The organism is Rivularia sp. PCC 7116, from assembly GCF_000316665.1.
Classification (GTDB): Bacteria; Cyanobacteriota; Cyanobacteriia; order Cyanobacteriales; family Nostocaceae; genus Rivularia.
Window position 1 is genome coordinate 1,189,840 of sequence record NC_019678.1, and the last position, 24,171, is coordinate 1,214,010.

Sequence of the window (24,171 nt, forward strand, 5' to 3'; positions counted from 1 at the left end):
TTCTTTCCTATATTTAGATTAATCCCGAGTTGAATCAAGAATTAAATCCAGTTCATCTCTTTAAGGATTTCGGAGACGTGTTTAACAAATCTTTCCCCTGTAACTTCAGGTAATTCATTAACTTCATTCAATTTATTCATTAATGCAAATTGCAAATCAGTAAATCTTTCGCGTACCGCTTGAAAATCTGGATCTCTACTAGCCCAATCCCACAGATTGCGATCGCTATCTCGTAATAAAGCGTAAATCAAGTACTGACGGGCTTTTTGCTTTGTTTGTTTATCTTCGCTATTTTGCCCGGTGAAGATTGCATACCACGAAGCTAAGTTATACAGAAATCGAGAACTCAAATCTGATTCTGCATTCCACTGTTTCTCTAATAGCTGTATTTCTTTTCGCGATTCCTCAACTAAATTTTCATCTTCAGTTAGTAATTGAGCCATTGCTTTACCAACTTTAATCCTTCGTCTTACGGTTTCATCTTCACATCTAGCGAGTGCTTTTTCATATTGCAAAATAGCTTGTCGCTCAAGGTTAACTCTTCTATTTTCCTGAAACTCTCTTCCTTGAGTGCTATAGGTATCTCCCAAATTTTCGTAAGGTTGATACCAGTTAGGATCTAATTCTATCGCTGCTTGTAAATCTTCAATTGCTAGCTGATAGAAGAAACGGCCATGAGTTGGAGCGCTGGCATAATTAATTACACCAAAAAAGTTATTGATTTGTGATTGATATCTTTTACACCAATTACCTAAATAATACCAAGGTACGTTAGCTAGCATTTCTCGTCTTGAAATTTCTAGCGCTAACCACCGAGTCGCAGGTTTTAGTAAAGCTCGAAATCTGTCTTTTAGTTCGGGATAGGTTTCAATGGCAGGTAACTCAAATTCCTCATCTTCAGCATTTGTTATAGATGAGTTGTTAGCCAATGTTTTAATTACCGTATCGGGCACAGTTTCGGTAGGATTTTCTTCCCAAATAGTATAAAGCCTAGAAGCAACACGACCTTGAATATCGGCTACTTCAAAAGTAATTCCCAATCTATTGTAATCTTCACCTTGGCTCTGCAAAATACTAGTTACTTTAGTTCCATAAGGTGGAAATATAATCTTGAGCAGATTAACCAAAGGATCGATTTGATCCGGTGTAAAGTCGTTGAGCGAAGCGACTAAATTAGAAAGTCTTTCATCTGGAGTTGCTTGTGGTAAAGGTAATTTATCCGGAGGAGGGTAAGTCCGCAATCCACTACTATTAATATGTTGCTTAAGACGCTGGTGAACCCCTTTTATATCCCTTACCAGTCTTTCTCGTCCCAACTGACTTAAACCCGGTAAAACAAAATCCATGCCTTCCGCACCAGAGGCATTGGTAAAATTATCGATAACTAATTGAGACGAACGAAAAGTAATCAGTATTACAATTCGCTGGATAACAATAAGGCTAAGTAAAATAATTACTACTTTTGCCAAAAAGAAAACTATTCGGTTAAAGCTTTTATCTACCCTATCTAAGTTTTCTAGTACTTGCTCGATGGAAGTCTTGGGTTTTTTTGATTCTTCTAACTCCGACGCAGTGATAATTGTTGGTGTCTCAGTTCTCGTAGAATTAGATATCGGTGCTTGAGAACATCCCGAACCAAAATTAATGATTACAAACGTAAATACTAATACAAGCCTTTTTTTCACAGTTGCTGCAATTGAATGTTTTTCGGCGGAACAGATATTGTCTGCGTATTATAAGTCACGCCTTTTTAACATAGATTTTTAGAATTGACAACAATTTTCAGCCAGCAGTTAGCAATTATTGATAACTAGTGCTATACCTCATTGGTTGTGAGGGCATAGAAGGGGTAGAGGCAATACTGCTCGGTAAGGAATTGGACACAATGGTTAGATCCCCCAAACCCCCTTTTAAAGGGGGCTTAGTTCCCTCCTTAAAAAGGAGGGTTAGGGAGGATCTCCTCTTAACCGAGCAGTATTGGGCGTAGAGGGGATAGAATAACTTTTTATGTTTTCCATACACCCCCCAGAATTCACGAAATGCACTAATAGTTATTGCTAACTGCTAACTGTTAACTGCTCACTGTTCGCTGCTAGTTGCAGAAAACTGAATTTTCGGGTCTGGCATAAAGCTGTATCTGAGGTAAAATCCGAGAACAACAAATAAAACAATAAACAAAGTTCCAATACCAACGGGACTTGGAAGCCAGAAAACTGCTTCAATATGATTTAGTTGTCCGGGTTTAAGTTTCCATGCAAGCTGCTTGTTGTTTTTCTGCGGCTCAATGGAATCTTCAGTTTTTTCAATACTGGATGCACCCCAGGGAGTTTTCAAGCTAAATTCTAGGTCAAGAATCGAACCAGTGTTAGTTAAAACGTTACCCTTACTGGAAATTAAACCCAAAGAACGCAAATCTAGATCGTAAATTAACTGATTGCGTACCAACAGTAAAAAATTACTCTGTTTTAAAAATAAATTTGATTCTATTTTTGGTAGTTCCGATTCCGACTCAGCTTGTTTTGCAGAGCGAGATTTAGGATTATTTTTGGAATTAAAAAATGTGTTGTATTTTCTTTGCAGTTCTCTACCATTACTGAATGGAATACTGACAATTATTTCTTCTTCGGAAATTCTTTTTGCTTTTCCATCTAACTCGCGAGCGCGTCTTTCAATACTATCTAACCATTCATAAACGGCATCGCCGCTAAAACTCGTTAGTTTTTCTCCTAATTTAATATGCTGTACGAATTTTCCGTAGTTAGCATTGTTTACATTTATTCCTAAATCGTAATCTACGCACCCAGAAAGTAACAGCGACGCTAACAGTAAAATGCATACAAGGCGTATTCGTTTAAAAAGACTTTTAACCAATCGCGTCGTAGTAGCGTAAGAATGCTTTTGATAGCTAAGTCGTGACATAATGACAAAATTTAATCTATGTACAAATTTTGTTGTTTTCGGTGGCGTTAGCGAAAAATTGTTTAAAAACTTAACCAAATCAAACTACCCAAAGTCACAGCGATCGCAAATAATGCCAGCCAAATAAAGCGATTGTCTTGCGTATTCACCTGACTCAGATCGATAGATTCGATTTCTTCTACTTTTTTAGCTGAAGATTTTTTAGGAGAAGCAGCCAAACGAATTTTGCTTTCATCAGATAATGCAGCTAAATCGGGTATTTCAGTCATCCATTCTTTTGGACGTTCTAATTTAGGTGCTTTGAGAATATACTGCAATCGTTTGGCTTCTTTGCTTGTTTCCGGGTAAGGATGACGCTTAAGCTGTTCGCACAAATCTATGGCTTCTTGATTTTCTCCGGCTGCTTCAAAAGCTGTTGCCAGCCAAATTTGCACTTCACCCCCGAGACGAGAATTGCGCTCTAATAAAGCGCAAGCCTTTTTTAACTCCTCAACCGCTTGGCGATATTTTCCATTTTCAAAAGCAACTTTACCATTGCGGTAGCGCTGCTTTGCTCTTTCTAAACTTTCGGAACTCACTTTTGTTGAATATATGTAACCCAATCTCTTTATTTTGCCGTTTTAATGCAACATTTTGAGAATATTTTGTAAAGGTAGGTATTTTCTTAGAGAAAACTTCTAAAATCAGAATTAGGTAGATTCGCTGATAATCTAGCCCCAATGGTTAGCTAGGAAAGATATTATGTTTAAGAATGCAAAAGTGCAACCGTATTTTGTGGGTTTTGGAGCTGCTGCTTTGATAGCTGCTGTAGCTGCACCTGCTTCTGCTCAGTCAGTGATAATAATTGATGGCGGCACTCCTTATCATGGACGCAGCCATAGTCCTAACGTAAGTAATTTTATTTATGGTAGTCCTATTTCGACACCAGTACCTGTAAATCCCGTAACGGGACATATACCTACACAAAGTTATTTTTCCAAGCCCCATAGAAAAAGAAAAGTTTATAATTCCACCTTTATCAATCCAGTTTTAGTAAACCCAGTAATTATCAAAAATCCTCGCAATCAAAGACGTTATCGCAATTCGCGACGACGGGGTTATCATCAACCAGCTTCCCGAATTATGATTAACTCCCCGTGGTAAAAATCATCATTTGGAAATTATTTGAGGTGCATCTGTTATTCTGAATTGCTGTTAAAATTTTGGTTGGAATTTATTACCACCTACGCAATCTCTACTTGTGATTATGAGTAAAGCTTTGTGTTGCGAAGTTATTAGGATAATTTAGGCGTAAATAGGCGTAAAATAAATTGAGATTGTAAACGTAATTATAAACGTAGAAAATTCAATTTCTCCGCAAACCAAAATTATATTTTTTATCTAGTCTAACTAGTATAAGTCGGCTTAAATAAGGCAACCATTAAAAATGGCTGACAAGCCTAGAAAATCAAACTTCTTACTTCTTACTTTTTACTTCTTACTTCTTACTTCCGCGAAGCGGTACTAGTCTAAATTCTGATTATCTATTTGTAATTATGTAATTATCATGTTGGGTTATGACACGATAAATGTGGATTGTTAGTAAAAGCCCAAATTTATTTCTTGTCTAACCCAACCTACTATCTAAACACACAATTCAAAAAGCAACTTATTGACAATATTTTACCCAATTTGAGAACTGAGAATCATTGTCCCGATACCACCATCGGTAAATATTTCCAATAATAAAGCATGGGGAATGCGACCATCAATAATGTGTGCTGCCCGTACTCCTTGAGCCAAAGAACGAACGCAACAGGTTACTTTGGGTATCATTCCTCCAGCCACTGTACCCTGTGAAATCAAGTCGCGGGCTTCTTTTATATCTACTTTTGGAATCAAAGTTGAAGAGTCTTTATAATTTTCTAAAATACCCCGCGTATCGGTAAGCAAAATTAATTTTTCAGCTCCTAATGCAGCAGCTATTTCTCCAGCGACAGTATCGGCATTAATATTGTAAGCTTGTCCCGTATCATCAGCCGCCACGCTAGATACTACCGGAATATAGCCACTCTCTACTAAAGTTCCTAAGATTTCGGTATTTACAGAGCTAACTTCACCAACAAAACCAATACCTTCTTGCCCTTGGTGACGAGCTGTAATTAAATTACCATCCTTACCGCATAAACCAACTGCATTCCCACCAGCCTGGTTGATTTTAGCAACAATCTCTTTGTTAACTCGACCAACCAACACCATTTCCACCACTTCCATTGTTGGAGCATCCGTGACTCGCAAACCATCTTTAAACTGAGGCTCAATACCAATTTTACCGAGCCAAGTATTAATTTCTGGACCACCGCCATGAACTAAAATTGGACGCAAGCCTACACAAGACAAGAAAACAACATCACGAATAACCTTATCTTTGAGGCTGCTATCTTTCATAGCTGCACCCCCGTATTTTACAACTACGGTTCTACCAGCAAATTTCTGTATATAAGGTAGTGCTTCACTTAGAACTTTTACCCTACTAGCTGCATCCTGCTGAATATATTCAGTATCGTTAACCATCATAAGCAACGTTTTATTATTTAACCCGAATCTAGATAGTTTAATTGATAGATTGATAGATTGTTTAGGGGAGAAATAGCCGGTTTTTACCAGTTATTCAGCTTCTTATCATTAACTCTACAATAGCTACCGGCTTAATTGTTGTTTGCGATGGAAAATTTTCTTGTCAAGTAATCAGAAAAATCGCAAAAGAAGTTGAAATTAAGGAGCAGATGTTTTTTTCAAAACACTGGGAATCTGTGTAAGTACTCTCTTAGCGATTTCTTCTGGTGTTTCCCCTTCTTTGATAGTTATTCGTAAATCAGCTAAAGCATACAGCGATTCTCTTTCTTCCAAAAGATTGCGTAATTTTAATAATGGATTACTCTCTTTTAATAACGGTCTTGTAGTATCTTCCTTTAAACGGTCATATAATAGTTCAGCGGTTGCATCCAGCCAAACAATTAAACCGTGATGCAGGTAGCTCCAGTTTTGCCGCTTTAATACAATACCTCCGCCAGTTGCCACAGTTAACCTTGTATAAGCGCTAACTTGAGAGAGAACATCACTTTCCAATTTACGAAATTCAGCTTCTCCCTCAGCCGCAAATATTTGATTAATACTTTTTTTTGCAGATGCAGTAATAACTTCATCGGTATCTACAAACCCATATTCAAGTTCGCTCGCCAGTAAACGCCCCACAGTGGTTTTACCAGCGCCCATCATCCCAATTAAATAGAGGTTGATTCCTTGCAATAAATTTTTCACTTCTTAGCTAAGCAATTCGGTTCCTAATTTTCACTCTACTTTAAAGTTCGGTATTTAAGCGACTTACTTTTAGATGGTTTTTCAGTTGCTTTTCAAAAATAGTATGAGCAAACAATAGAGAACCCGCTTCATCCCGGCTAAATTTCAAATTTTCTTCAATCAGCTTTTCAATCAAATACTCCTTCAATACTGGTGTCAGCGAAAAACTAGACTCGTCTGTTTCAAGCAAAGAGCGTCTTTGCAGTAATTCCACTGCTTCGAGGGTTAATCGCTGCGATACCCTTAACATCAAATTTTTTTGCAGTTTCTTTAAGTCAAAATCACCATTGATAGCTAGCAAATACATAATCTGCTTTTCGACAACAGACAAGCGATTAAATTGCTCGTCTAAACAGGAGCGAATACCCCCAAATACTACTGTCTCTTGTTGGAGAAATTCGTCTATTTTGCCAGCAAACAATTCATGAATAGCTGTTGCAGCTAATTTGATAAATAAAGGATTTCCTGCATACCGCTGCATTATTTGTTGCGATTCTTCTAAATTGACAGTCGCAAATCCTTTTAATTCCAGAATTTCTTTAGTTTGAAGCTGATTTAAACCTGTTAATTTCAAGGAGCGAACCGGTAAAGTATTTCCTTCAAGAGCAGCAATTTCCTGGGGTTTCTCTCTACTAGTCAATAACAAGCAACTTTGATGTTGAGATTCTCCCAAACGTTGAATCAATTCCCCAAAGGCTTCATAACCGGGAAGATATTGAATAGAAGGCACATTTAGATTATTTACATTGATATTTGAGTTCGCGATCGCGCTGGTTTTAGCCGATAATACCTCTGTATATTCCTGTACTTCAATATTAGAGTTGCTGTATAAGATTGAATCTACATGGTCTAAAATAATTAAACTGCGAGTCGAACGCAAACAACTAACTAATTGAGAAATACTCCTAGAAATACTTTGTCCTTTTGTAAAACTTTCTGGTGATATAACTTCTAAAATTTGCTCGAAAATAACCTCTGGAGAAGCAGCAAAACGTAAAGAGCGCCACACAATAAAATCAAAATTATCTTTGAGAAGTTCTGCTAACCTTACAGAAAAAGTAGTTTTACCAATTCCACCCATACCTAGAAGTACTACTAAACGTACTTTCTCTTGTAAAATCCATTTTTCAACTTGAGTTAATTCTTTTTTTCTGCCATAAAAAATGCTGGTATCAACAGCTTCTCCCCAATCCTGCATGGGTGTAGATTTGTTGTTCGCAATTTCCTGTGCTTTCGTTTTGCTAAAAGTTGTATTAAGAGTCCCCGATTCAATTTGCAGCCAAACTTTTTTATAACCTGCTTTCTCTAAAAGTTGAGTCACCCGACTCCAGTTTTTCACTTTAATAAAGTCTGGAGCTTGTCTACTCAACATTTCTTCTATATATTTATATAGTCCATTAGAAAGATAAACTCTAACCGTGCTGCTACTGCGAGTTTTATAAACTTTACTTGCGATTTCCGCCGGACTAAAACCGCATAGCAAACCTCGAAGAAACTTTTTTTCTACAGGTGTTAAAGCTTTTCCTTTCGCAGACGCTAAATCAACATATAACTTTTCCAAGTCCCAATTGTTTTTAGCTTCTATAAATTCCTCTTCTATTTTGCGACGACGGCTTGTACTCATTATTTTTACTGATTTTTTTAAACTCGAATACGGCTTATCTTAACCAGTTTCTAGGTATTTTTCTTTAAAGCAAGAATAAATAAAAATGAATTTATAACAAATTTATAAGAAACTTCTAACGAATTTAATAACGGTCGTTAGGTGACTAATTGGTAGTGACTTCGCTATCTTTGAACTTAACGTAAACTTAATAAAAATTCTTTGAAACTTTATTCAATTGATGTAAGTCATTAATCCAGGGTCAGGAAAAGTAAGTTTAAGAGTAGTGGTTTAAATAACAGACAACAATTTGTATGCGGGCACAATCCAACTACTTAAGTATCGAATTAAATATCGAAATTGCCTAAAATCAATTGGATAAATTTCATTGTTAAAAACTTGTATGGTGTGGTGTTTTAAATGATAAATTTTTCTATTATCTCAAAAAACGTTGTTTATCGCAAAATCCGCCCAACTTTTAGCGGCTGCATATTTTAGCTGAGAAAGCTCGAACAAATAGTAGTAGGGCCAAGCAAAGAAGGGAGATTTTACTGATGGTTAGAATTCGTGACGTAGTACAAAAAGCTTTAGCAACTGGTTATTTAAGCGTAGAGGCGGAAAATCAGCTGCGGCGGTTATTAACAACCCGTTATGACTGTGAAGATTTCAACGCTTTCGTAATTCTTCAAGAAGCAGCGATGAATGGTAGAGTCAAGCAGGAATCCCGCGAACGTTGTGGGATCAAGTAGAATCAGGCGAAAAATCTTGATATAACTCTAAGCCAGAATACGCTTTGCAGGCTTATTTCGGCGGAGATTTATCTTCAGCGAAATCCTCATCTAAAAAATCCCAATCGTCATCATCCTGGTTATTCTGAGAACTTTCTGAGTCTTGGGAATTTGTGGATGCAGCGGCAGGGGGTATAATTACGCGATAATCGGCATCATATACCGATTCTGTCTTGCCTGCTTGAGAATCCTTTAAATCCCTTTCATCGTCAGCATAAGGGTTACTAGTTCTGGCATAATCATTTTCTGGTTCCTGAAAATCTTCGTAGTCCCTATCGTCTTGAATTTTTGTATACTCGGGGCGAGGTAATGGTTCAAAATATTCTTTTTCTGCTTTTTCTTCAAAATCCCAATCATCGCTAGCGTTTCTATCTAAATCCCAATCATCATAATCATCCTCATAATCATCCTCAAACTGATTAGATGTCTGGGGCGAGTTGCTTGGCGGTGGGGGATATACTCTATCTTCAAAATTATTTTCTCTAGGATTTTCTCTATAAGTTCGTTTGTTGACACGGGGTGAATCTTCTAACGGTTCATAGGATGTTCTTCGAGGTTGCGGCGAAACAGCACGGCTTGATAATTGAGTTAAGCCGCTAATTAACAAGGAAGTGAAAGCACCAGCAGCAGTACTGAACAACATCCACATAGCTAAAGAAACTGGTTTAGTTCGTAAGCCAAGAAAAACTAACGGTATTGCGGGAGACCAATTTTGGGCTAGCAATAGCATAAGTCCTCCCAGTACTGCAACCAAGAGAATTAAGCGAATTACAGTCATAAGAAAATCTTGATAGTTTGGAAACGAGCTTGTCTTCAAACCTGCCGATTGCAGTTCTTACAAGCTCAGTGGCTTCAACCCTAAGTTACTGATACCTTTACTTTATAATTTATCAACGACCTTGCCAGCGTTTAATAGGTACGCAATCAATATCAAGTTGATCTAAACTACGAGCCACAACAAAATCAACTAAATCCTCAACAGTTTGGGGATTGTGATACCAAGCTGGAATCGCAGGAACTATTCTAGCTCCAGCTTCAGCTAAACTAACTAAATTTCGCAGATGAATCAAACTTAGAGGAGTTTCGCGGGGTACAATTACAAGCTTTCGCCCTTCTTTAAGTTGAACATCGGCAGCCCTTTCTAGCAAATCCGAGCTTAAACCACCGGCTAATTTACCTACAGTACTCATACTGCAAGGCATAATTATCATTCCTAAAGTACGAAAAGAACCGCTTGCAATGTTGGCTCCGACATCAGCCCAAGGATGGCAGCGTAGTTTACCTGCTTTTTCTACTCCTGCTTGGTTTCGCCAAAATTGCTCTTGAGCCTTTGGCTCTGCTGGCATGGGGGTACTGTTTTCCGACTGCCAAACCATAAAGCTCGATCTTGATGCGACTAATTCGATAGCGTAATCTGCTGCTAACAAAAACTTAAGGGCGCGGACAGCGTAAATAAGACCTGATGCACCTGAGACACCTAATATTAATGGGCGGGCGTTATTGGACACTTGCTTGGGTGAGTCCTTAGATAATTGAATTAAACTAGAAAACCAAAAAACTAGAAACTAAAATTACAAAAAAGGCAGGAGGCAGAGGGCAGAAGGTAAGAAGTATTAATTAAAATGCACGTTCTGAGCTTAAAGCATGTCCGCAGGACATGCTGTGCTAACAGTAAAATCAAATAATTATACTGAGACTGTCCTGGCTCGCGAGGTATAAAAAGTTAGCGCATCTTACTCACTCTTTTAACGGCGACTACCCTTCTGCCTTCTGAAATACAACCAACCCCCCACAGAGTTGGGGGGCTATGTGTAAGTCCTGTTTTTTGAACTCCTAACTCTTAACTTACGATATGATGACTACTTTTTACTCATCTTCGTAGTCTTCCATATCATCCGACTCGTAACGATGGTTAACATAGTAACCGGAAGAATCCGAATCGCGATCGCTTGCTCCATCATCGTTACCTACGGTAACCAAATCAATTTGCTGACGGTAATAATCGACACTCTTCACCTGAACGGCTACGCGGTCACCCAGTCGATAGGATGCGCGATTTTTACGACCGAATAATGCCTGCTGCCGAGCGCGATATTCATACCAATCGTCTTTGAGAGAACTAACATGTACTAGCCCTTCTACCCGCAAAGGTATATTGCTAATTTCTTCAGTTTCCTGGCTTGGTACCTCAATTTCAACGAAGAACCCGTATGATTGAACGCCAGTAATTACACCACTGAAGACTTCGCCAATTCGCTGTTTCATCAAAGCGGCTCTTTTTAAACCTTCTAAATCCGCTTCAGCTTCTTGGACTTCCTTTTCTCTATCGTTGATTTGGGTAATAACCCTTGCCAAATCGGCTTGTAGTTCCTGCTGTAGCTCGGGAGGTAGCACGTTCCAGTTAATGTCACCATGACAATTGCTCGAACGTAAATTTACTCTTTCTTTGACGCGAGTATTACGGCGATCGCGTCCGTTTTCGATTAAAGAGTAATATACCCTTTGCATCAGTAAATCGGGATAGCGGCGCATCGGAGAGGTACAGTGAAGATAACCGTCTGGTAAAGCTAAACCAAAGTGTCCGCCTTGATTGGTGGTATAAGTAGGCGGCTTAAGAGTATCTTGCAATAAATAAGTCAGAACTTGTTCGGAAGCAGATTCAGCAAACACTTTGGTTAAGTGTTGATAATCTAAAGGTTGAATCTCAATATCATCCGGTAACGCCAGCTCTACACCCAAGTTAATTGCTAGTTTAAGCATTTCTTGAACATCGTCTGGATCTGGTGCTCCTTGAACTCGCCAAATCGCTGGAATACCCAAAGCGTTTAAATGAATTGCCATTAATTGATTCGTTAACAGCACTAATTCCGTTAACAAAGAACTAACTGACGAATCAGTTTCAGTAACACAACCGCTAGCACCTTCGTCAAAGAAGGGGTTTTGTAAGACGGGTAGATTTAACTGCAAGCTACCTCTAGCCAAACGTTGTTCCTTTAGAACTATTGCTAAGGCTTGCAACTGTTGCAGCATTTCCACAACTTCAGGCTCTTCTTTGGTTTCAGCCCCAAGAACTTGACTAGCTTGCTTTTGGTTTAAATCCGTATCTACATTAACTACACTTGGCTGGATTTCCCAGTCAAGTACTTCTCCAGTTTCCCCATCTAAAGTAGTTAGAAAAGAAATTGCTAACCTGTCGCTTCCGGTAACTAAGGAACTTCTTGCTGCCACAGCATCTGGTAGCATAGGCAAAACCAGCTTTCCTAAATAAACGCTTCTTCCGCGTTTCAAAGCTTCGCGATCTAAAGCTTCATCTGGCTTTACATAATGAGAAACGTCAGCGATGTGGAAACCTAACAACCAATTTCCTTCTTCAGTTTCTTCTAAGGAGATGGCATTTTCTCTAACTTTTGACGAATCGGCGTTAGCGCAAATGCAAATCGTATATTTATCTGTTAAGTCAAGTCGGCTTTTACGATCTGCTTTAAGTATCCTTTTAGGTAATTTCGCTGCAACTTCTTCGACATTATCCGAAAAAGTACGGGACAGGTCGTGTTTGCAAGTAACCAAATCAATATCGGCAGCTGCTTCTGCATCGCTACCTAAAATTTGCACCACTTTACCTAAAGGCGGGTATTGAGCTAAGGGATAGCGCAGCACCTGTACGTGGGCGAGATGGTCGATGGCGTTGTCTAAAACAATACCATTTTGTCGTAATTTGAGTTCAAACAGCAGTCGGTCATCCAAAGGTACGGCACGAAAACCTCCTTCTATTTGCTTGATTCGCGCTAATAGAGTGTGGTTAGAACGTTCTAAAACCAGCCTTACCTCACCTTCAGGAGAACGCCTGCGACTACCTTCTTTAAGAACTCTGACTAAAACGCGATCGCCATTCCAAGCATTACTTAAATGGCTTTCTCGGATATAAATATCTTCAGCAGCTTCTACATCTTGAATTGCAAAACAAAAGCCCTTAGAAGAACAGCGAAGTTTAGCTTCAATCAAAGAATCTTCTGAAAGACGACGATACTTACCTCGTTCTTTCGCTAAAATTCCAATTTTTTCTAAAACATCTAAGGCAATTTGCAGTTTTTGTATGCTGTCATCATCTTCACAACCAAGTTTTTTTTCTAGAAGTTTACGAGCTACCAATTTATCATCAGTAAAATTGGCAAGGAGTGTAGCGATTGAAAATTCCATGCACTGAACCGACATAGAGGTCAAAACATCGTTTTTTTAATTGGTTAGTCTTCTTGCGTATACCCTCACTACCTGCAAAGAAGTCAATCAATTTTGCGAAAATTTTGGGGGAGATATTCTTTCCCGTTCACCGTTTGCGGTGGGGCTTAGTTTAGGGGAAGAGTATCTTACCCCCAACGTCTCTTCCCAAAACTTTTCAAGATGGATTTTAAGGACAGTGCATTTCCCTGGAGCCACTAAGAAAGCGGAAGTTCCCACAGTACGAGAGAAGTGGCGGGGTTCCCCCATGCGAGCGGAACGCTTTCTCATAGGGTGCAACTGTCCAGAATTTACGATTTTGGATTGAAACCCCAGACTTATCTGTAGGTTTAAAAGATTCTAGTAAGTCCGACAGGAAATTAGCATGACAATTACAACAAGTACCGTGTCTACTAAAGTTGCCTTGCTTGAAACCATAATCCAAAATCTTAAATATAAAATTGTTTCGGTCATCTAGAAACGAATTACCCGCCCCCATAGAGGGTATTACACAATTATCTCAGAATTTGTTGGCTCTACAAGAACCAACATTAAGACTAATCTGACAAAGCACACCTGAAATAATTCTTACTTCGTCGTTATGATTATGAACGGCAAAGTTTTTGAAAGGTAACATGGGAAAATTGATCGCTGTTTTTCCGTTTATCAGTAGAAAGGAAAATCAGCTTACTGTTCAATTGTTCTACACGTTCGGGTACTTTGACACCACCTAACTCTGAAAATGTACTTGGAGAAACTGCCGACTAACCGAACTGCCCCTATGTAGAATCGGTAACAATTAGGTCAGCAGTCAAACCGCCTCGGGAGGTGGAACCATTACTTTATATTGTAGATAAGGAGGGTAATTCCAGAAAATAGTTCTGGAAAGCAATTTGGGTATTTAGTATAGCATCGATAGCAATACTACTAAAAATTACTCACTTTTTAGCCAAAAAAATACTCCATTGACTTTACCTTTTCCTACAATCAGAACGTTTTACACGATTCGCAAGTAGGGTTTCGTTTTATAGTGAAACTTTTATACAAGAATATTTTTGAGAAAATTTCTTGTCTAATAAGAAAAGAACACAAGCCACTATTTTTGTTCCAACGAACAAGCTAAACTAACATACATTGGATCATGTATATCGCATTCTATTTTCTGATAGTTTACTACGCGGTGGTAGCAACATCGGAGCTTACCTGACCCGGAACATCAAAAAAAGAACCCCACCGTAACCTCGGTATGTTAGGGTAAGCAAGCGGTGTAGCCAATAACTATTTTTCCGTAAAGAAAGATAGTAAGTTGCAGCCATCGATAGGCACCTTCGGTAAACACCATAACACATCAAAAGCTTGTAACAAGTTTTGTGATACACAATCTCCTACACATCAAAAAGGACAAATTAACGTAACTTAAAATTACTGATTCAATTGACTCACTCAACTAGCAAAGAAATTTTGGTATTTTAGTTGTCGTTATATGTCGAAATAAAAAATAAACACTTAACAGCAACAATCAATCCACGTCAAGCAGATTTAAATTGGTAGCAATATTATGTTGGCTCAATTTCAGAGCTTGTATCCTACAGGTAGTCTTACAACCGAATTATTACAAATTCATCACGGTAAATATATCGTTCGTTCCAGCGTGCAAGTTGAAGGTGTAACCCGTGCGACTGGAATGGCTGCGTCTGAAATCATTGAAGAAGCAGAAGATAGATCGAGAACTAGAGCGTTGATGGTTTTAGGAATCACAGATGAAGAATCTCAACCAGAAGTACAGCAAAAACAAGTTTCGGCTTCACCACAGTCAAATCTAGAGGTTCTTGAAAATCGATCCTTAACCACTGCAAAAGCTAGAGTAGAATCCCCCCCTCACAGCACAAATTCTTCTGAAGTAACTCAAACTCCAATCTCAAATACCCCACCGGCAGCTTCTTCTCAAGTTGCAGAAACTCCAATATCAAATATTCCACCAGTAACTTCTGCTCAAGTAACTCAAACACCCGTACCAGATACTCGTTCAACTACTCCAGAACTAGCGGAAACTTCCGTAGTCGAAACTGTAGAAACATCGCCGCCTCCCGAGCTTTTTCTTGAGGAAGATAATAGCGATATTTACAGTCAAGAATTTGATAAATCCTTACCGATACAAACATATAGCGAGACAGAATTTGATGCACCAGATAACTTAGATAACTCAGAAAATCCTGAAATAGCATCGGATAATCCACCAGAAGAAGAACCAACTCCCAGTAAAACATCTAGTAAAAGCACTACTGGAAGAACTACAAAGAAGAAGACAACAAGCACAACCAAAAGAAAGAAAAAGAGCGAACCAATTGATTTATCTGACGTAATTGCCAAAACCGATGTTGAAATGGAGCGCCTAAGTTGGACTCCCCAGCAAGGAAGGGAATATTTAATTCAAACTTACGGCAAACGAGGACGAACTCTACTTACTGAAGAAGAATTACTTGATTTTCTTCAGCATTTAGAATCTATCCCCACGCCACAGCCAGAGCTTTCGGAAGCAGATCCATTAGCAGGATTTTAGGTATTTATTGGGCATGGGGCATAGGAAGAGAGAACAGAATAATTCGTAATTTCGCAATTATGAAATCTTAACTTCCAACTCCTCATTCCCCAATCAAAACAAAGTATCCGTTATTCAAATCCAAAATATAAATGACCGAACACTTTGATCTATCTGAAATAATTGCTGAAACAGATGTTGAAATGAAACGTCTTGGTTGGACTCCCCAGCAAGGAAGGGAATTGCTAATTGGGGATTATTAGAGAGGACAAGAAGACAAAGGGAAACAAATAACAATTAACCAATGCCCAATGCCCAATGCCCAATGCCCAATGCCCAATTCCCAAAACAACACCCCCCGAACAGAATCCGAGGGGTAATTATTGTTTTAAATTGCAATTTGCTTCAATAAGCGTCTTGCAACTCATAAAAGTCAGGTGAAACGTAATCTTTACGTAAAGGATAACCTACCCAATCTTCAGGCATTAAAATCCGCTTCAAATTGGGATGTCCTTCGTAAACAATTCCGTACATATCGAAGGATTCGCGCTCTTGCCAATCTGCTGTTTTCCAAATCCAATACACTGAAGGTACTGTCGGATTTTCTCTAGGCAAGAATACTTTTACACGTACTTCTTCAGGTCTATCAGCATTATCACTTACTTTTGATAAGTGGTACATGCTAACTAATTGCTCTCCGGGACCTAAATCAATACCACATTGACATTGGAGATAGTTAAACCCGTAGGCATACAAAGCTGTGCAAATTGGTAGCAGAAAGTCTGCTTCCACCTTGATTATTTCAACTCCGCTATGATCTGCTTCTAAAGACTCGTGAGCAAAATCGTTTTCACTCAACCATTTAGAAACCTTACCCGCTTCTACGGGGGAGTTCTCTTCTGCTGGTACTGGTTTTGATTCTTCAGCCACGTTCTACCTCCTCTTGCTTTTTAGAAGTTAGTAAAGCAGGCGGTACTGGCATACCAATGCTTTCGGTTAATTCTTTTGGTGGAGCCATACGTGTAGAGGAACGTAAATATTCACCAGTGAGGATTTCTTCAACCGGCTTCATGCTGTGAGTTGTGCTGTAATAACGATGAGTTTGCTTAATCTCACCCCGCTCCTGCATGGAATCATCAGCAATCTTTTTCCGCAACTTAATTATTGCGTCAATAATTGCTTCCGGACGTGGAGGACAACCAGGTAAATAAACATCTACCGGAATTAACTTATCGACTCCCCGAACTGCGGTAGGAGAATCGACACTAAACATACCGCCGGTGATAGTACAAGCACCCATAGCAATAACATACTTAGGTTCTGGCATCTGTTCGTAAAGACGAACTAATTGGGGTGCCATTTTCATCGTGATAGTACCCGCAGTAATAATTAAATCAGCTTGACGGGGACTAGAACGAGGAATCAAACCAAAACGGTCAAAATCGAATCGAGAACCAATTAAAGCAGCAAATTCGATAAAGCAGCAAGCAGTACCGAATAACAAAGGCCATAAACTAGAAAGTCGTGCCCAATTGTAGAGGTCATCAACAGTAGTTAAAATGACATTTTCCGATAATTCTTGAGTAACGCTTGGGCGTTGTATCGGATTGGCAATACGTTCTTGATTTTGTCCTATGCCTTTTGTATTATCTAAGACCATTCCAAAGCTCCTTTACGCCATGCGTATACGAGGGCAACTACGAGAATTCCTATAAAAACAAGCGCTTCAATAAATGCGAGCAAACCCAAACGATGGAATGCAACAGCCCAAGGATATAAGAACACGGTCTCAACATCAAAGACCACGAACACCAGCGCAAACATATAGTAGCGAATATTGAACTGAATCCAGGCTCCACCAATGGGTTCCATACCCGATTCATAAGTAGTAACCCGTTCGGGGCTGCGACCGCTCGGTCGCAAAAGTTTAGAAGCAGACAAAGCTAGTGCAGGTACCAAGCTGCACACTATCAAGAAGCCTAGAAGGTATTCGTAACCGCTTAGGACAAACACAATAAATACAAATCCGTTATTGAGCTAATTTTCGTAATTTTCTTTTACATTCTTACACTACATTATATCGATTTGACGGTTCTGGAACCTAGAAAACAGACCCACTAAAAGATTTGATTACAATTGCTCTAGCTGTGGAGAGGTTGTCAAGAAAACGCTATCTACTCGAACTCATGGCTGTAAATGTGGGTGCGTGTTAGATAAAGACGAAAATGCAGCTATAAATATTTTGCATCGCGGACTTAGTACGGTAGGGCATACCGGAACTACTGCACTTTGTGCAGAAAACGCTTGGGGAGATGAAACCTCTACTTAGCTTGGTGAGCTACTTGCGGTGGTGAGGTAGTGTGGTCTTGGGGGTTTCCCCCATGAACAACTACCGAAAGGGTTCCCCGGCATAAGCAAAGTAGCGAACCCGAAGGGTGAAAACCTGGCTGAGCAAGTATTGTCACGGAAGCAAGAATCCTCGATCTAAAGGTACGAGGAGTGTCAATTTTCGCTTTTCATAGAAATACCCGCCAATTATGTCATAATTTTTAACGTATATTTAAGCTTTGCCCCCAATGGCATTATGAGCGAACAAAGCGAACAAGTTGTTGAAACTACTGAGTTAGATCGTTATGAGTGTCGTGCCTGCGGTTACGTCTACGAACCGGAAAAAGGAGACGATAGTCATAATATTCCCGCAAATACTGCTTTTGCAGAATTACCTATAACCTGGCGCTGTCCGGTTTGTACTGCGAAAAAGAAGGCATTTGAAAACGTCGGACCTGCCGGTACTGCTTCCGGCTTTTCGGAAAATCTTGGCTATGGACTTGGCGTTAATAAACTAACACCAGGCCAAAAAAATATCTTGATTTTCGGAGCTTTGGCTCTTGGTTTCTTGTTTTTTATCAGCCTATATGGCTTAAAGTAAAAAGCTAAATTGGTAAATCTGGATACATAATTATCTTGCAAGCTACCGAGGCTTTCAATACGTAAATTAAGAAAATTAATCAAAAGTAAACTGATACAAATGTTGCCAATTATGAAAATTGGAAGACGAATAATAGCACTGTTGGCGATCGCTCTAATGTGTTTCGGTTGCAGTAGCGTTCCTTCCATGAGTTATAACCCCTGGGAGGTAATTTCCTTACCTACTGACTCTAAACTGTTTGATATTGCTTTTACTGATGACCCCAATCATGGTTTCATTGTTGGCAATAAAGCGACCCTTCTAGAAACAAAAGATGCTGGTGAAACCTGGAATCCAATTGTTTTGCAAGTAGGTGATGAAAACTACCGTTTCAATGCAATTGATTTTCATGGAAACGAAGGATGGATTGCCGCCGAACCTTCCATTTTGTTGCACACTAGCGATGAAGGTAAAACTTGGACGAGCATTCCTTTAAGCGAAAAATTACCCGGAAATCCAGTTAATATCGTGGCTTTTGGTGACAATAAAGCTGAAATGGCTACCGATGTCGGAGCAATATATAAAACTGAAGATGGCGGTAAAAACTGGAAAGCACAAGTAGCAGAATCTGTAGGAGTTGTCCGCAATATTGAACGCTCCGAAGATGGTAAATACATTGCTGTTTCCGGTAAAGGTAACTTTTACTCCACTTGGGAACCAGGACAAAATGCTTGGGTTCAGCACAACCGCAACAGTTCCCGCAAAGTCGAAAACATGGGTTTTGCTCAAAATGGGCAAATGTGGATGTTAGCCAGAGGCGGACAAGTACAATTTAGCGAACCAAATAGTTTAGAAGAATGGCTTGATGCTCAATACCCAGAACTATCAACCAGTTGGGGTTTGCTCGATTTAGCTTACCGTACTCCATCCGAAATTTGGCTCAGTGGCGGTAGCGCTAACTTACTCCACAGCAGCGATGGAGGACAAACTTGGGAAAAGGATCGCGATGTAGAAGATGTCGCAACAAATTTTTACAAAGTAGTTTTCTTATCTCCCGAGAAAGGATTTGTGATCGGAGATCGGGGCTTTTTATTGAAGTATCAGCCTGATATTGCACCGTCAACGGAGTCATCCGCAGCTTAATCAGTGAACAGTGAGCAGTGAACAGTCTTAGCGAAGCGTGTCCCGAAAGGGACATACAGTGAGCAGTGATTGATAAAAAACCATAACCCTCTGGGTGAAGAACTGATAACTGACTAACTGATAACTGAATTAATTATGAGAATTTGTTGCAACTTGTAACTCTTTCTTAACTTTGTAGGATAATAAACACATACTTGATGTTTTGATAGGTTAAGCAAATGAGTGGAACTACCGGAGAACGTCCGTTTTCAGACATTATTACTAGTATTCGTTACTGGGTAATCCACAGCATCACAATTCCTGCGTTATTTATTGCAGGCTGGTTGTTTGTAAGCACCGGATTAGCATACGATGCATTTGGTACCCCTCGTCCAGATACCTATTTCACCCAGGAAAGGCAAGAAGTGCCATTAGTGAACGATCGTTTTGAAGCTAAAAATCAAGTTGACGTATTTACTGGAAACTAGTTTTAAATTATGACAAGCTCAGATAACATCAACCAACCAATACAATATCCAATTTTTACCGTTAGATGGCTGGCGGTTCACACTTTAGCAGTACCCACCGTGTTCTTTTTAGGCGCGATCGCGGCGATGCAATTTATCCAACGCTAGGAGTTTTTCATGGAAAGAAATACTAATACCAATAATCAGCCGGTAGAGTTAAATAGAACATCCCTGTTCCTCGGACTGCTACTAGTATTTGTACTAGGGATTCTTTTTTCCAGTTACTTCTTTAACTAAGTTAACTGGGCACAGATTAATCTATCAATTAATCATTTTTTATTTAACGCTACTCGATGTTGTGATTAAGGAGGCAAGTTAATATCATGTCTGGAGGCGGAAGAATTCCCCTGTGGGTTGTTGCTACAATCGCTGGATTGGGCGTAATTACTGTTTTAGGCATTTTCTTTTATGGTGCCTATGCTGGAGTCGGTTCTTCGATTTAAAAATAGTCAGATTTTCTAATATTTGATTAGAAATTAGCATTTGAAAACCGTCCGTCTTTTTTAGATGGGCGGTTTTTATCAATCGTAGGTTGGGCTAACGAGCGGGAATTTGAAAGTTTTAAGCTTTAGTTTTAAGTTTTATTTGCGACTTCCTCGAAAAGCAACCTAATTCTTAAAAAACCAAATTTGGGATGCTACACTTCCCCGAATATGCTCGTAAATAATTTTTACAATTACAGTTTTTCGCATTCCAATATAAAACCGACATACAGCAACAAACCGATTTTAAAATGCAAAAGCTTGGTAAAAAAACGAGCAGGATGCAATTACCATAAGAATGTATTAAATTCAAGTGGAACAGCTTCCTGCCTGTTATCTATTTAAGCCAAAACTTAACCGATATCATCGCGTTCCATGTACAACAGCAGAAATGCCATGGTTACAGCTGGAAAAACAAGACCAGTTAAAGGAACGAGGACGGATGGCAGAAAAGATGCAGCCATAGTAAAACCTCCTATAAAATCGCATTACAATTCAACACGAGCTTACTGCAATTTGCGCCTTAATAAGGCAAAATTGTACATATTTTTAACACAAAGTCTTTTCACAAAAGTGGTTAGTGGTGATCAAAAGCCCTAAATCACTCTTCAAAACCTATTTTTTGATTGCTTACTATTCTCTATTACATGCCGAGCATTGCATCTAATTGAATGTTAGGTAAGTCTGGAGGTATTACAGTACGTTGGATGGTAAATTTATGGCTTTCCTGTAGAGTACTTGTATTTACAGCAATTGCTTCCAAGCGAATTTCTAAACAACCGAAAGGAATATTTAGTTTAGTGACTATTTCCAACTCTTGGTTTTTATTCGGTGTCAAATTGGTCAATAGGTGAGGACCATCAAGTAAATGCCTTGTATGGCAGTCTTCTAGCCACAATTTAACAGCAAGATGAGAATTGCCCTGTGGCAGACGAATTCGTACATTCAACGATTTACCTGAGACCAGTTCTCTTTTTGCTATGTAGAGTTGGGGAGTAGGTAATTCTTCTATTTTATCAGGACTTATTGTCAGTGCTGAGGTTGACGGATTTTCTGCAAGATGCTTTTGGGGTTCATCCAATTCAGAACTTTCAGTTGTCAAAATGTTATCGGCAAAAATATCTGTATCCTCTACTACAATTTCTTGATCGATTTGATTTGATGGTGCTCCAATTTGATTTACTTGCCATTGGGAGGAAGTAGAAATAGATAAATAAGGAGAAGGTGTTGCTTGTATATCAACTTGCGCTTTCTCTTGGTGTAATGCTTGAGAACTATCATTACTTTGGGCGTTTGCGCTCTGCGGAGGCTGCTGCACAGAAATGCCCTGACTTATCTCAACATCGTAATCTTCGTATTCAACGTCAATAGGTTCGGGTACGGAATATCCCTGAGAAAGCATCCACTGTCTAATTAAAGGAGATGTATTAAGATTTTCCGCTGCGATAAATTCGGAATTTGTTGGAGTCGCTGATTCTTTAAACTCTATAAAGTTATCTTCTTTTAGTTCATCCACCACTAATTCAGCTTGAGAAGTATTATCGGCTGAAAGTGATGTTTCAGTTATGTTTTGATTATCGACAACGCTCGTGTATGCTGATTCTTCTGTATCGTAAACATTTGCATCGGCTTCAATGGTACAACTATTTATTGGCTTTGACTTTCGTAAGTAAGGAAAACTTGTATCTGTAGCAGCACAGCTAGAAACAGCTTCGATATATCCATTGTTAATATATTCATCAATTTTCTCTTGATAACCAGGCACGCTTGGTAACTTTAGTGAATTTGTTGCTACCTTTCTACGAAGCTTTCGAGCATCTATACGAGGTGGAAGAGATTTTTTAGTCGATGGTACTCCTTTTACCGACTGTTCTTCCGGCTTCACTGCTTTTACTAAGTTAAAAAGTTCTAAATCTAGAGATGATGCAGACTCTTCTAAAGTTTGAGGTGTATTTCGTGCAGATAATTCCGCTGTGGAATAAGCAAACTTTTCTAATTCACCTTTAGGATTAGCAACAGTAATCGCTAATAGTTCTTTAATTTCTGCCGTAATCGTAAAAGATTGACTTGCTAATAATTCTACAACTTCTTGATTTGAAAGTGCCCCGTATAACTTAACTTCTCCCAGAATTAACTTAGAATCGCATTCTTCGGGAATATTAATTAAAATCGCAATTGCAAACGGTAGGGATTTATTGGGGTTGGGTAGACGAAAAGATTGTAACAGTTGGGAATTTTGCGGCGATCTCAGTTCAATTTGTATTTCAGCCTTCGTAATCGGGTTAATTTGCTGTGTTGTTTCTTTAGCAGCAACCTTTCCTTGTAGTGTAATTGTGCTTCCCCAACTAGCAACAAAGCTATTTTTATCTAAAGTTATTAGTAATGGTAAAGGTGGAGGAACTTTAAGGTTATCTTCAATACTGTCATCGGGAAGTAAAGGTTCCGAAGACGGTAAAGCTAACTCCATCAAATTTTGTAGAATCTGTTCTGCCGTATCCCCTTTAACTCTTACTGGACTAGAATTTTGCTCAACTATAGCTGTAATCTCTTGCCGAGAAGGTTGTTTGCTAACGTCTTTTTTGTTTGAGGTTTTTGGCTTGTTCGATGATGTTTGAACTGATTTTTTACTAACGCTTTTATTTAATTTAGCTTTAGATTTTTCTAAAGATTCTTGAGCAGATTTTTTGTTAACGGCTTTATTTGAGATGGCATTAGACTTTGCTGGCTGTTTTCGAGATGATGAAGTCTCAACAGCTTTTTCCGGTGACAATCGAGCAGAGTCTGTTATCTTTTGCTCATTTTTCCCACTAGGTACAGTATCTTGATTCGATTTTCCAGGGGGCTTTTTGCTAACAGCCTTTTTTTTCTCTACAGCAGCTTTGAGCGAATCTCGTAATTTTTCTTTATTATCGCTGCTGGATCTATCTAAAGAACTTTTTTTGGCTGTATTGCCACGATTTGCACTTATTTTTCCTGTTGAGCGAACCGAACTTGCCTTATTAGCAGCTTCTATCGATATAGAAGATATTAACCCAGCATCGTTAGTTTTTATATCATTAGATGAAGTTAAAGAATAACGGCTAGATTTAACATCTTTGATTTTAGATTTAGTTTGATTCGTTTTTTTGTCCGTGCTGTCAACTTTATGCTGGCTCTCTAAATTACGATCCGTTTTTTTAGAAACAACCTTTGCCTCTAATTGATAAGGTATAACAGCCAGACTCACGGTGTATTGCCAAGACGCACCTAAAAGATCGGACATTAAATCGCCAGAGCATTGTAATTCCCAAATTCCTGACTTGAGATAGGTAAATGGAATTACAGCCATCAAACCTTCGGAATTGATACGTCGTCTTCGCTTTTGAATGCGCCGTCTGGGTGGAACCTCGGACGGAGAAGAGTGAATTACCCGTACCTCTACGTCGGTATTAATACGGTTGGAACGAGCAACTACTCGATACCGACCTTCCATAATTTCTATGCTTGGCTTCTCTAAAGGATGCCAAGTACGTTCGCCTTCTTTCTGTATCAGAAATTGCCACTGTTCCATTGTGAGTGATGCCTAAAACTGATAGCAGTCGTGGTATTATTTGCACTATCTTGCTTGCAAGTTTACCGCACTGTATCTGTATTTGGTTGCATAAATTGTTGTTTTGATTAAAACATAATTTTATGCTGGCTTTAAGTGTAATTAGATTAACATTATAATTATTATTAGTCTTTAAACCT

General features: G+C 39.0%; 23 protein-coding genes and 1 pseudogene. 10 read left to right on the forward strand and 14 right to left on the reverse strand.

Annotation, left to right across the window (positions count from 1 at the left end; translation table 11 throughout):
- Positions 1 to 41: 41 nt before the first annotated feature.
- The 3 genes from RIV7116_RS04550 to RIV7116_RS04560 all read right to left on the reverse strand — a co-directional run bounded on the left by RIV7116_RS04550 (position 42) and on the right by RIV7116_RS04560 (position 3,497).
- A complete protein-coding gene (locus RIV7116_RS04550; RefSeq protein WP_015117088.1) occupies positions 42 to 1,685 on the reverse strand; it encodes a lipopolysaccharide assembly protein LapB in 1,644 nt (547 codons plus the stop codon).
- A 394-nt stretch (positions 1,686 to 2,079) separates the two neighbouring features.
- Positions 2,080 to 2,919, reverse strand: coding sequence for a DUF3153 domain-containing protein (locus RIV7116_RS04555; protein ID WP_015117089.1), 840 nt, complete (start codon positions 2,917 to 2,919; stop codon positions 2,080 to 2,082).
- A 62-nt stretch (positions 2,920 to 2,981) separates the two neighbouring features.
- Positions 2,982 to 3,497, reverse strand: a complete 516-nt coding sequence (locus RIV7116_RS04560; protein ID WP_015117090.1) for a hypothetical protein — start codon at positions 3,495 to 3,497, stop codon at positions 2,982 to 2,984.
- Positions 3,498 to 3,660: 163 nt separating this feature from the next.
- Here RIV7116_RS04560 and RIV7116_RS04565 point away from each other — a divergent pair, with 163 nt between their 5' ends.
- Positions 3,661 to 4,062, forward strand: coding sequence for a hypothetical protein (locus RIV7116_RS04565; RefSeq protein ID WP_015117091.1), 402 nt, complete (start codon positions 3,661 to 3,663; stop codon positions 4,060 to 4,062).
- Between the two features lie 519 nt (positions 4,063 to 4,581).
- Here RIV7116_RS04565 and argB read toward each other — a convergent pair.
- From argB to RIV7116_RS04580, 3 genes are all read right to left on the reverse strand, one after another.
- A complete protein-coding gene (argB, locus tag RIV7116_RS04570) occupies positions 4,582 to 5,475 on the reverse strand; it encodes an acetylglutamate kinase (protein ID WP_015117092.1) in 894 nt (297 codons plus the stop codon).
- Positions 5,476 to 5,673: 198 nt separating this feature from the next.
- The gene (locus RIV7116_RS04575; protein WP_015117093.1) at positions 5,674 to 6,219 is read right to left on the reverse strand and encodes a shikimate kinase; all 546 of its coding nucleotides are present in this window, start codon (positions 6,217 to 6,219) and stop codon (positions 5,674 to 5,676) included.
- A 40-nt stretch (positions 6,220 to 6,259) separates the two neighbouring features.
- Positions 6,260 to 7,882 carry an NB-ARC domain-containing protein gene (locus RIV7116_RS04580; protein WP_015117094.1) on the reverse strand — a complete coding sequence of 541 codons (1,623 nt, stop codon included), beginning with the start codon at positions 7,880 to 7,882 and terminating at the stop codon, positions 6,260 to 6,262.
- Positions 7,883 to 8,415: 533 nt separating this feature from the next.
- Here RIV7116_RS04580 and RIV7116_RS04585 point away from each other — a divergent pair.
- On the forward strand, positions 8,416 to 8,610 hold the full coding sequence (locus RIV7116_RS04585; RefSeq protein WP_015117095.1) for a hypothetical protein: 195 nt from the start codon (positions 8,416 to 8,418) through the stop codon (positions 8,608 to 8,610).
- A gap of 52 nt (positions 8,611 to 8,662) precedes the next feature.
- Here RIV7116_RS04585 and RIV7116_RS04590 read toward each other — a convergent pair whose 3' ends face one another.
- The 3 genes from RIV7116_RS04590 to RIV7116_RS04600 all read right to left on the reverse strand — a co-directional run bounded on the left by RIV7116_RS04590 (position 8,663) and on the right by RIV7116_RS04600 (position 12,846).
- Positions 8,663 to 9,427: a hypothetical protein gene (locus tag RIV7116_RS04590; RefSeq protein WP_015117096.1), complete on the reverse strand. Its 765-nt coding sequence runs from the start codon at positions 9,425 to 9,427 to the stop codon at positions 8,663 to 8,665.
- A 112-nt stretch (positions 9,428 to 9,539) separates the two neighbouring features.
- Positions 9,540 to 10,157 carry a flavin prenyltransferase UbiX gene (locus tag RIV7116_RS04595; protein WP_015117097.1) on the reverse strand — a complete coding sequence of 206 codons (618 nt, stop codon included), beginning with the start codon at positions 10,155 to 10,157 and terminating at the stop codon, positions 9,540 to 9,542.
- Positions 10,158 to 10,515: 358 nt separating this feature from the next.
- Positions 10,516 to 12,846 carry a ribonuclease R family protein gene (locus tag RIV7116_RS04600; protein ID WP_044290753.1) on the reverse strand — a complete coding sequence of 777 codons (2,331 nt, stop codon included), beginning with the start codon at positions 12,844 to 12,846 and terminating at the stop codon, positions 10,516 to 10,518.
- A 1,576-nt stretch (positions 12,847 to 14,422) separates the two neighbouring features.
- Here RIV7116_RS04600 and RIV7116_RS04605 point away from each other — a divergent pair.
- Positions 14,423 to 15,424, forward strand: a complete 1,002-nt coding sequence (locus tag RIV7116_RS04605; protein WP_015117100.1) for a hypothetical protein — start codon at positions 14,423 to 14,425, stop codon at positions 15,422 to 15,424.
- Between the two features lie 384 nt (positions 15,425 to 15,808).
- Here the strand turns inward: RIV7116_RS04605 and RIV7116_RS04610 are convergent, their stop codons facing one another.
- The 3 genes from RIV7116_RS04610 to ndhC are packed head-to-tail and all read right to left on the reverse strand — an operon-like array spanning position 15,809 to position 17,416.
- Positions 15,809 to 16,333 carry an NAD(P)H-quinone oxidoreductase subunit J gene (locus tag RIV7116_RS04610; RefSeq protein WP_015117101.1) on the reverse strand — a complete coding sequence of 175 codons (525 nt, stop codon included), beginning with the start codon at positions 16,331 to 16,333 and terminating at the stop codon, positions 15,809 to 15,811.
- Complete coding sequence (ndhK, locus tag RIV7116_RS04615) at positions 16,326 to 17,063, reverse strand: photosynthetic/respiratory NAD(P)H-quinone oxidoreductase subunit K (protein ID WP_015117102.1); 738 nt, start codon at positions 17,061 to 17,063, stop codon at positions 16,326 to 16,328. Before ndhK ends, RIV7116_RS04610 begins: the two co-directional genes overlap by 8 nt.
- Positions 17,054 to 17,416: a photosynthetic/respiratory NAD(P)H-quinone oxidoreductase subunit C gene (ndhC, locus tag RIV7116_RS04620; RefSeq protein WP_015117103.1), complete on the reverse strand. Its 363-nt coding sequence runs from the start codon at positions 17,414 to 17,416 to the stop codon at positions 17,054 to 17,056. The genes ndhK and ndhC overlap by 10 nt, the downstream gene beginning before the upstream one ends.
- Positions 17,417 to 17,540: 124 nt before the next feature.
- Here ndhC and RIV7116_RS34700 point away from each other — a divergent pair.
- The 7 genes and pseudogenes from RIV7116_RS34700 to RIV7116_RS04640 form a co-directional block, all read left to right on the forward strand.
- A pseudogene (locus RIV7116_RS34700) lies at positions 17,541 to 17,732 on the forward strand (zinc ribbon domain-containing protein); the annotation flags it as partial.
- A gap of 255 nt (positions 17,733 to 17,987) precedes the next feature.
- Positions 17,988 to 18,332 (forward strand): rubredoxin, encoded by a 345-nt coding sequence (locus RIV7116_RS04625; protein ID WP_015117104.1) that lies wholly within the window; start codon positions 17,988 to 17,990, stop codon positions 18,330 to 18,332.
- A gap of 111 nt (positions 18,333 to 18,443) precedes the next feature.
- Positions 18,444 to 19,454, forward strand: coding sequence for a photosynthesis system II assembly factor Ycf48 (locus RIV7116_RS04630; protein WP_044291499.1), 1,011 nt, complete (start codon positions 18,444 to 18,446; stop codon positions 19,452 to 19,454).
- A gap of 218 nt (positions 19,455 to 19,672) precedes the next feature.
- Positions 19,673 to 19,921 (forward strand): cytochrome b559 subunit alpha, encoded by a 249-nt coding sequence (psbE, locus tag RIV7116_RS04635; protein ID WP_015117106.1) that lies wholly within the window; start codon positions 19,673 to 19,675, stop codon positions 19,919 to 19,921.
- Between the two features lie 9 nt (positions 19,922 to 19,930).
- Positions 19,931 to 20,068, forward strand: a complete 138-nt coding sequence (psbF, locus tag RIV7116_RS34705) for a cytochrome b559 subunit beta (protein ID WP_015117107.1) — start codon at positions 19,931 to 19,933, stop codon at positions 20,066 to 20,068.
- A gap of 9 nt (positions 20,069 to 20,077) precedes the next feature.
- Positions 20,078 to 20,197 (forward strand): photosystem II reaction center protein L, encoded by a 120-nt coding sequence (locus RIV7116_RS34710; RefSeq protein WP_083894040.1) that lies wholly within the window; start codon positions 20,078 to 20,080, stop codon positions 20,195 to 20,197.
- A gap of 86 nt (positions 20,198 to 20,283) precedes the next feature.
- Positions 20,284 to 20,403, forward strand: a complete 120-nt coding sequence (locus RIV7116_RS04640) for a photosystem II reaction center protein J (protein WP_015117108.1) — start codon at positions 20,284 to 20,286, stop codon at positions 20,401 to 20,403.
- A 392-nt stretch (positions 20,404 to 20,795) separates the two neighbouring features.
- Here RIV7116_RS04640 and psaI read toward each other — a convergent pair whose 3' ends face one another.
- Positions 20,796 to 20,906: a photosystem I reaction center subunit VIII gene (gene psaI, locus RIV7116_RS34715; RefSeq protein WP_015117109.1), complete on the reverse strand. Its 111-nt coding sequence runs from the start codon at positions 20,904 to 20,906 to the stop codon at positions 20,796 to 20,798.
- 179 nt (positions 20,907 to 21,085) lie between these two features.
- Positions 21,086 to 23,992: a hypothetical protein gene (locus RIV7116_RS36805; protein WP_015117110.1), complete on the reverse strand. Its 2,907-nt coding sequence runs from the start codon at positions 23,990 to 23,992 to the stop codon at positions 21,086 to 21,088.
- Between the last annotated feature and the right edge of the window lie 179 nt (positions 23,993 to 24,171).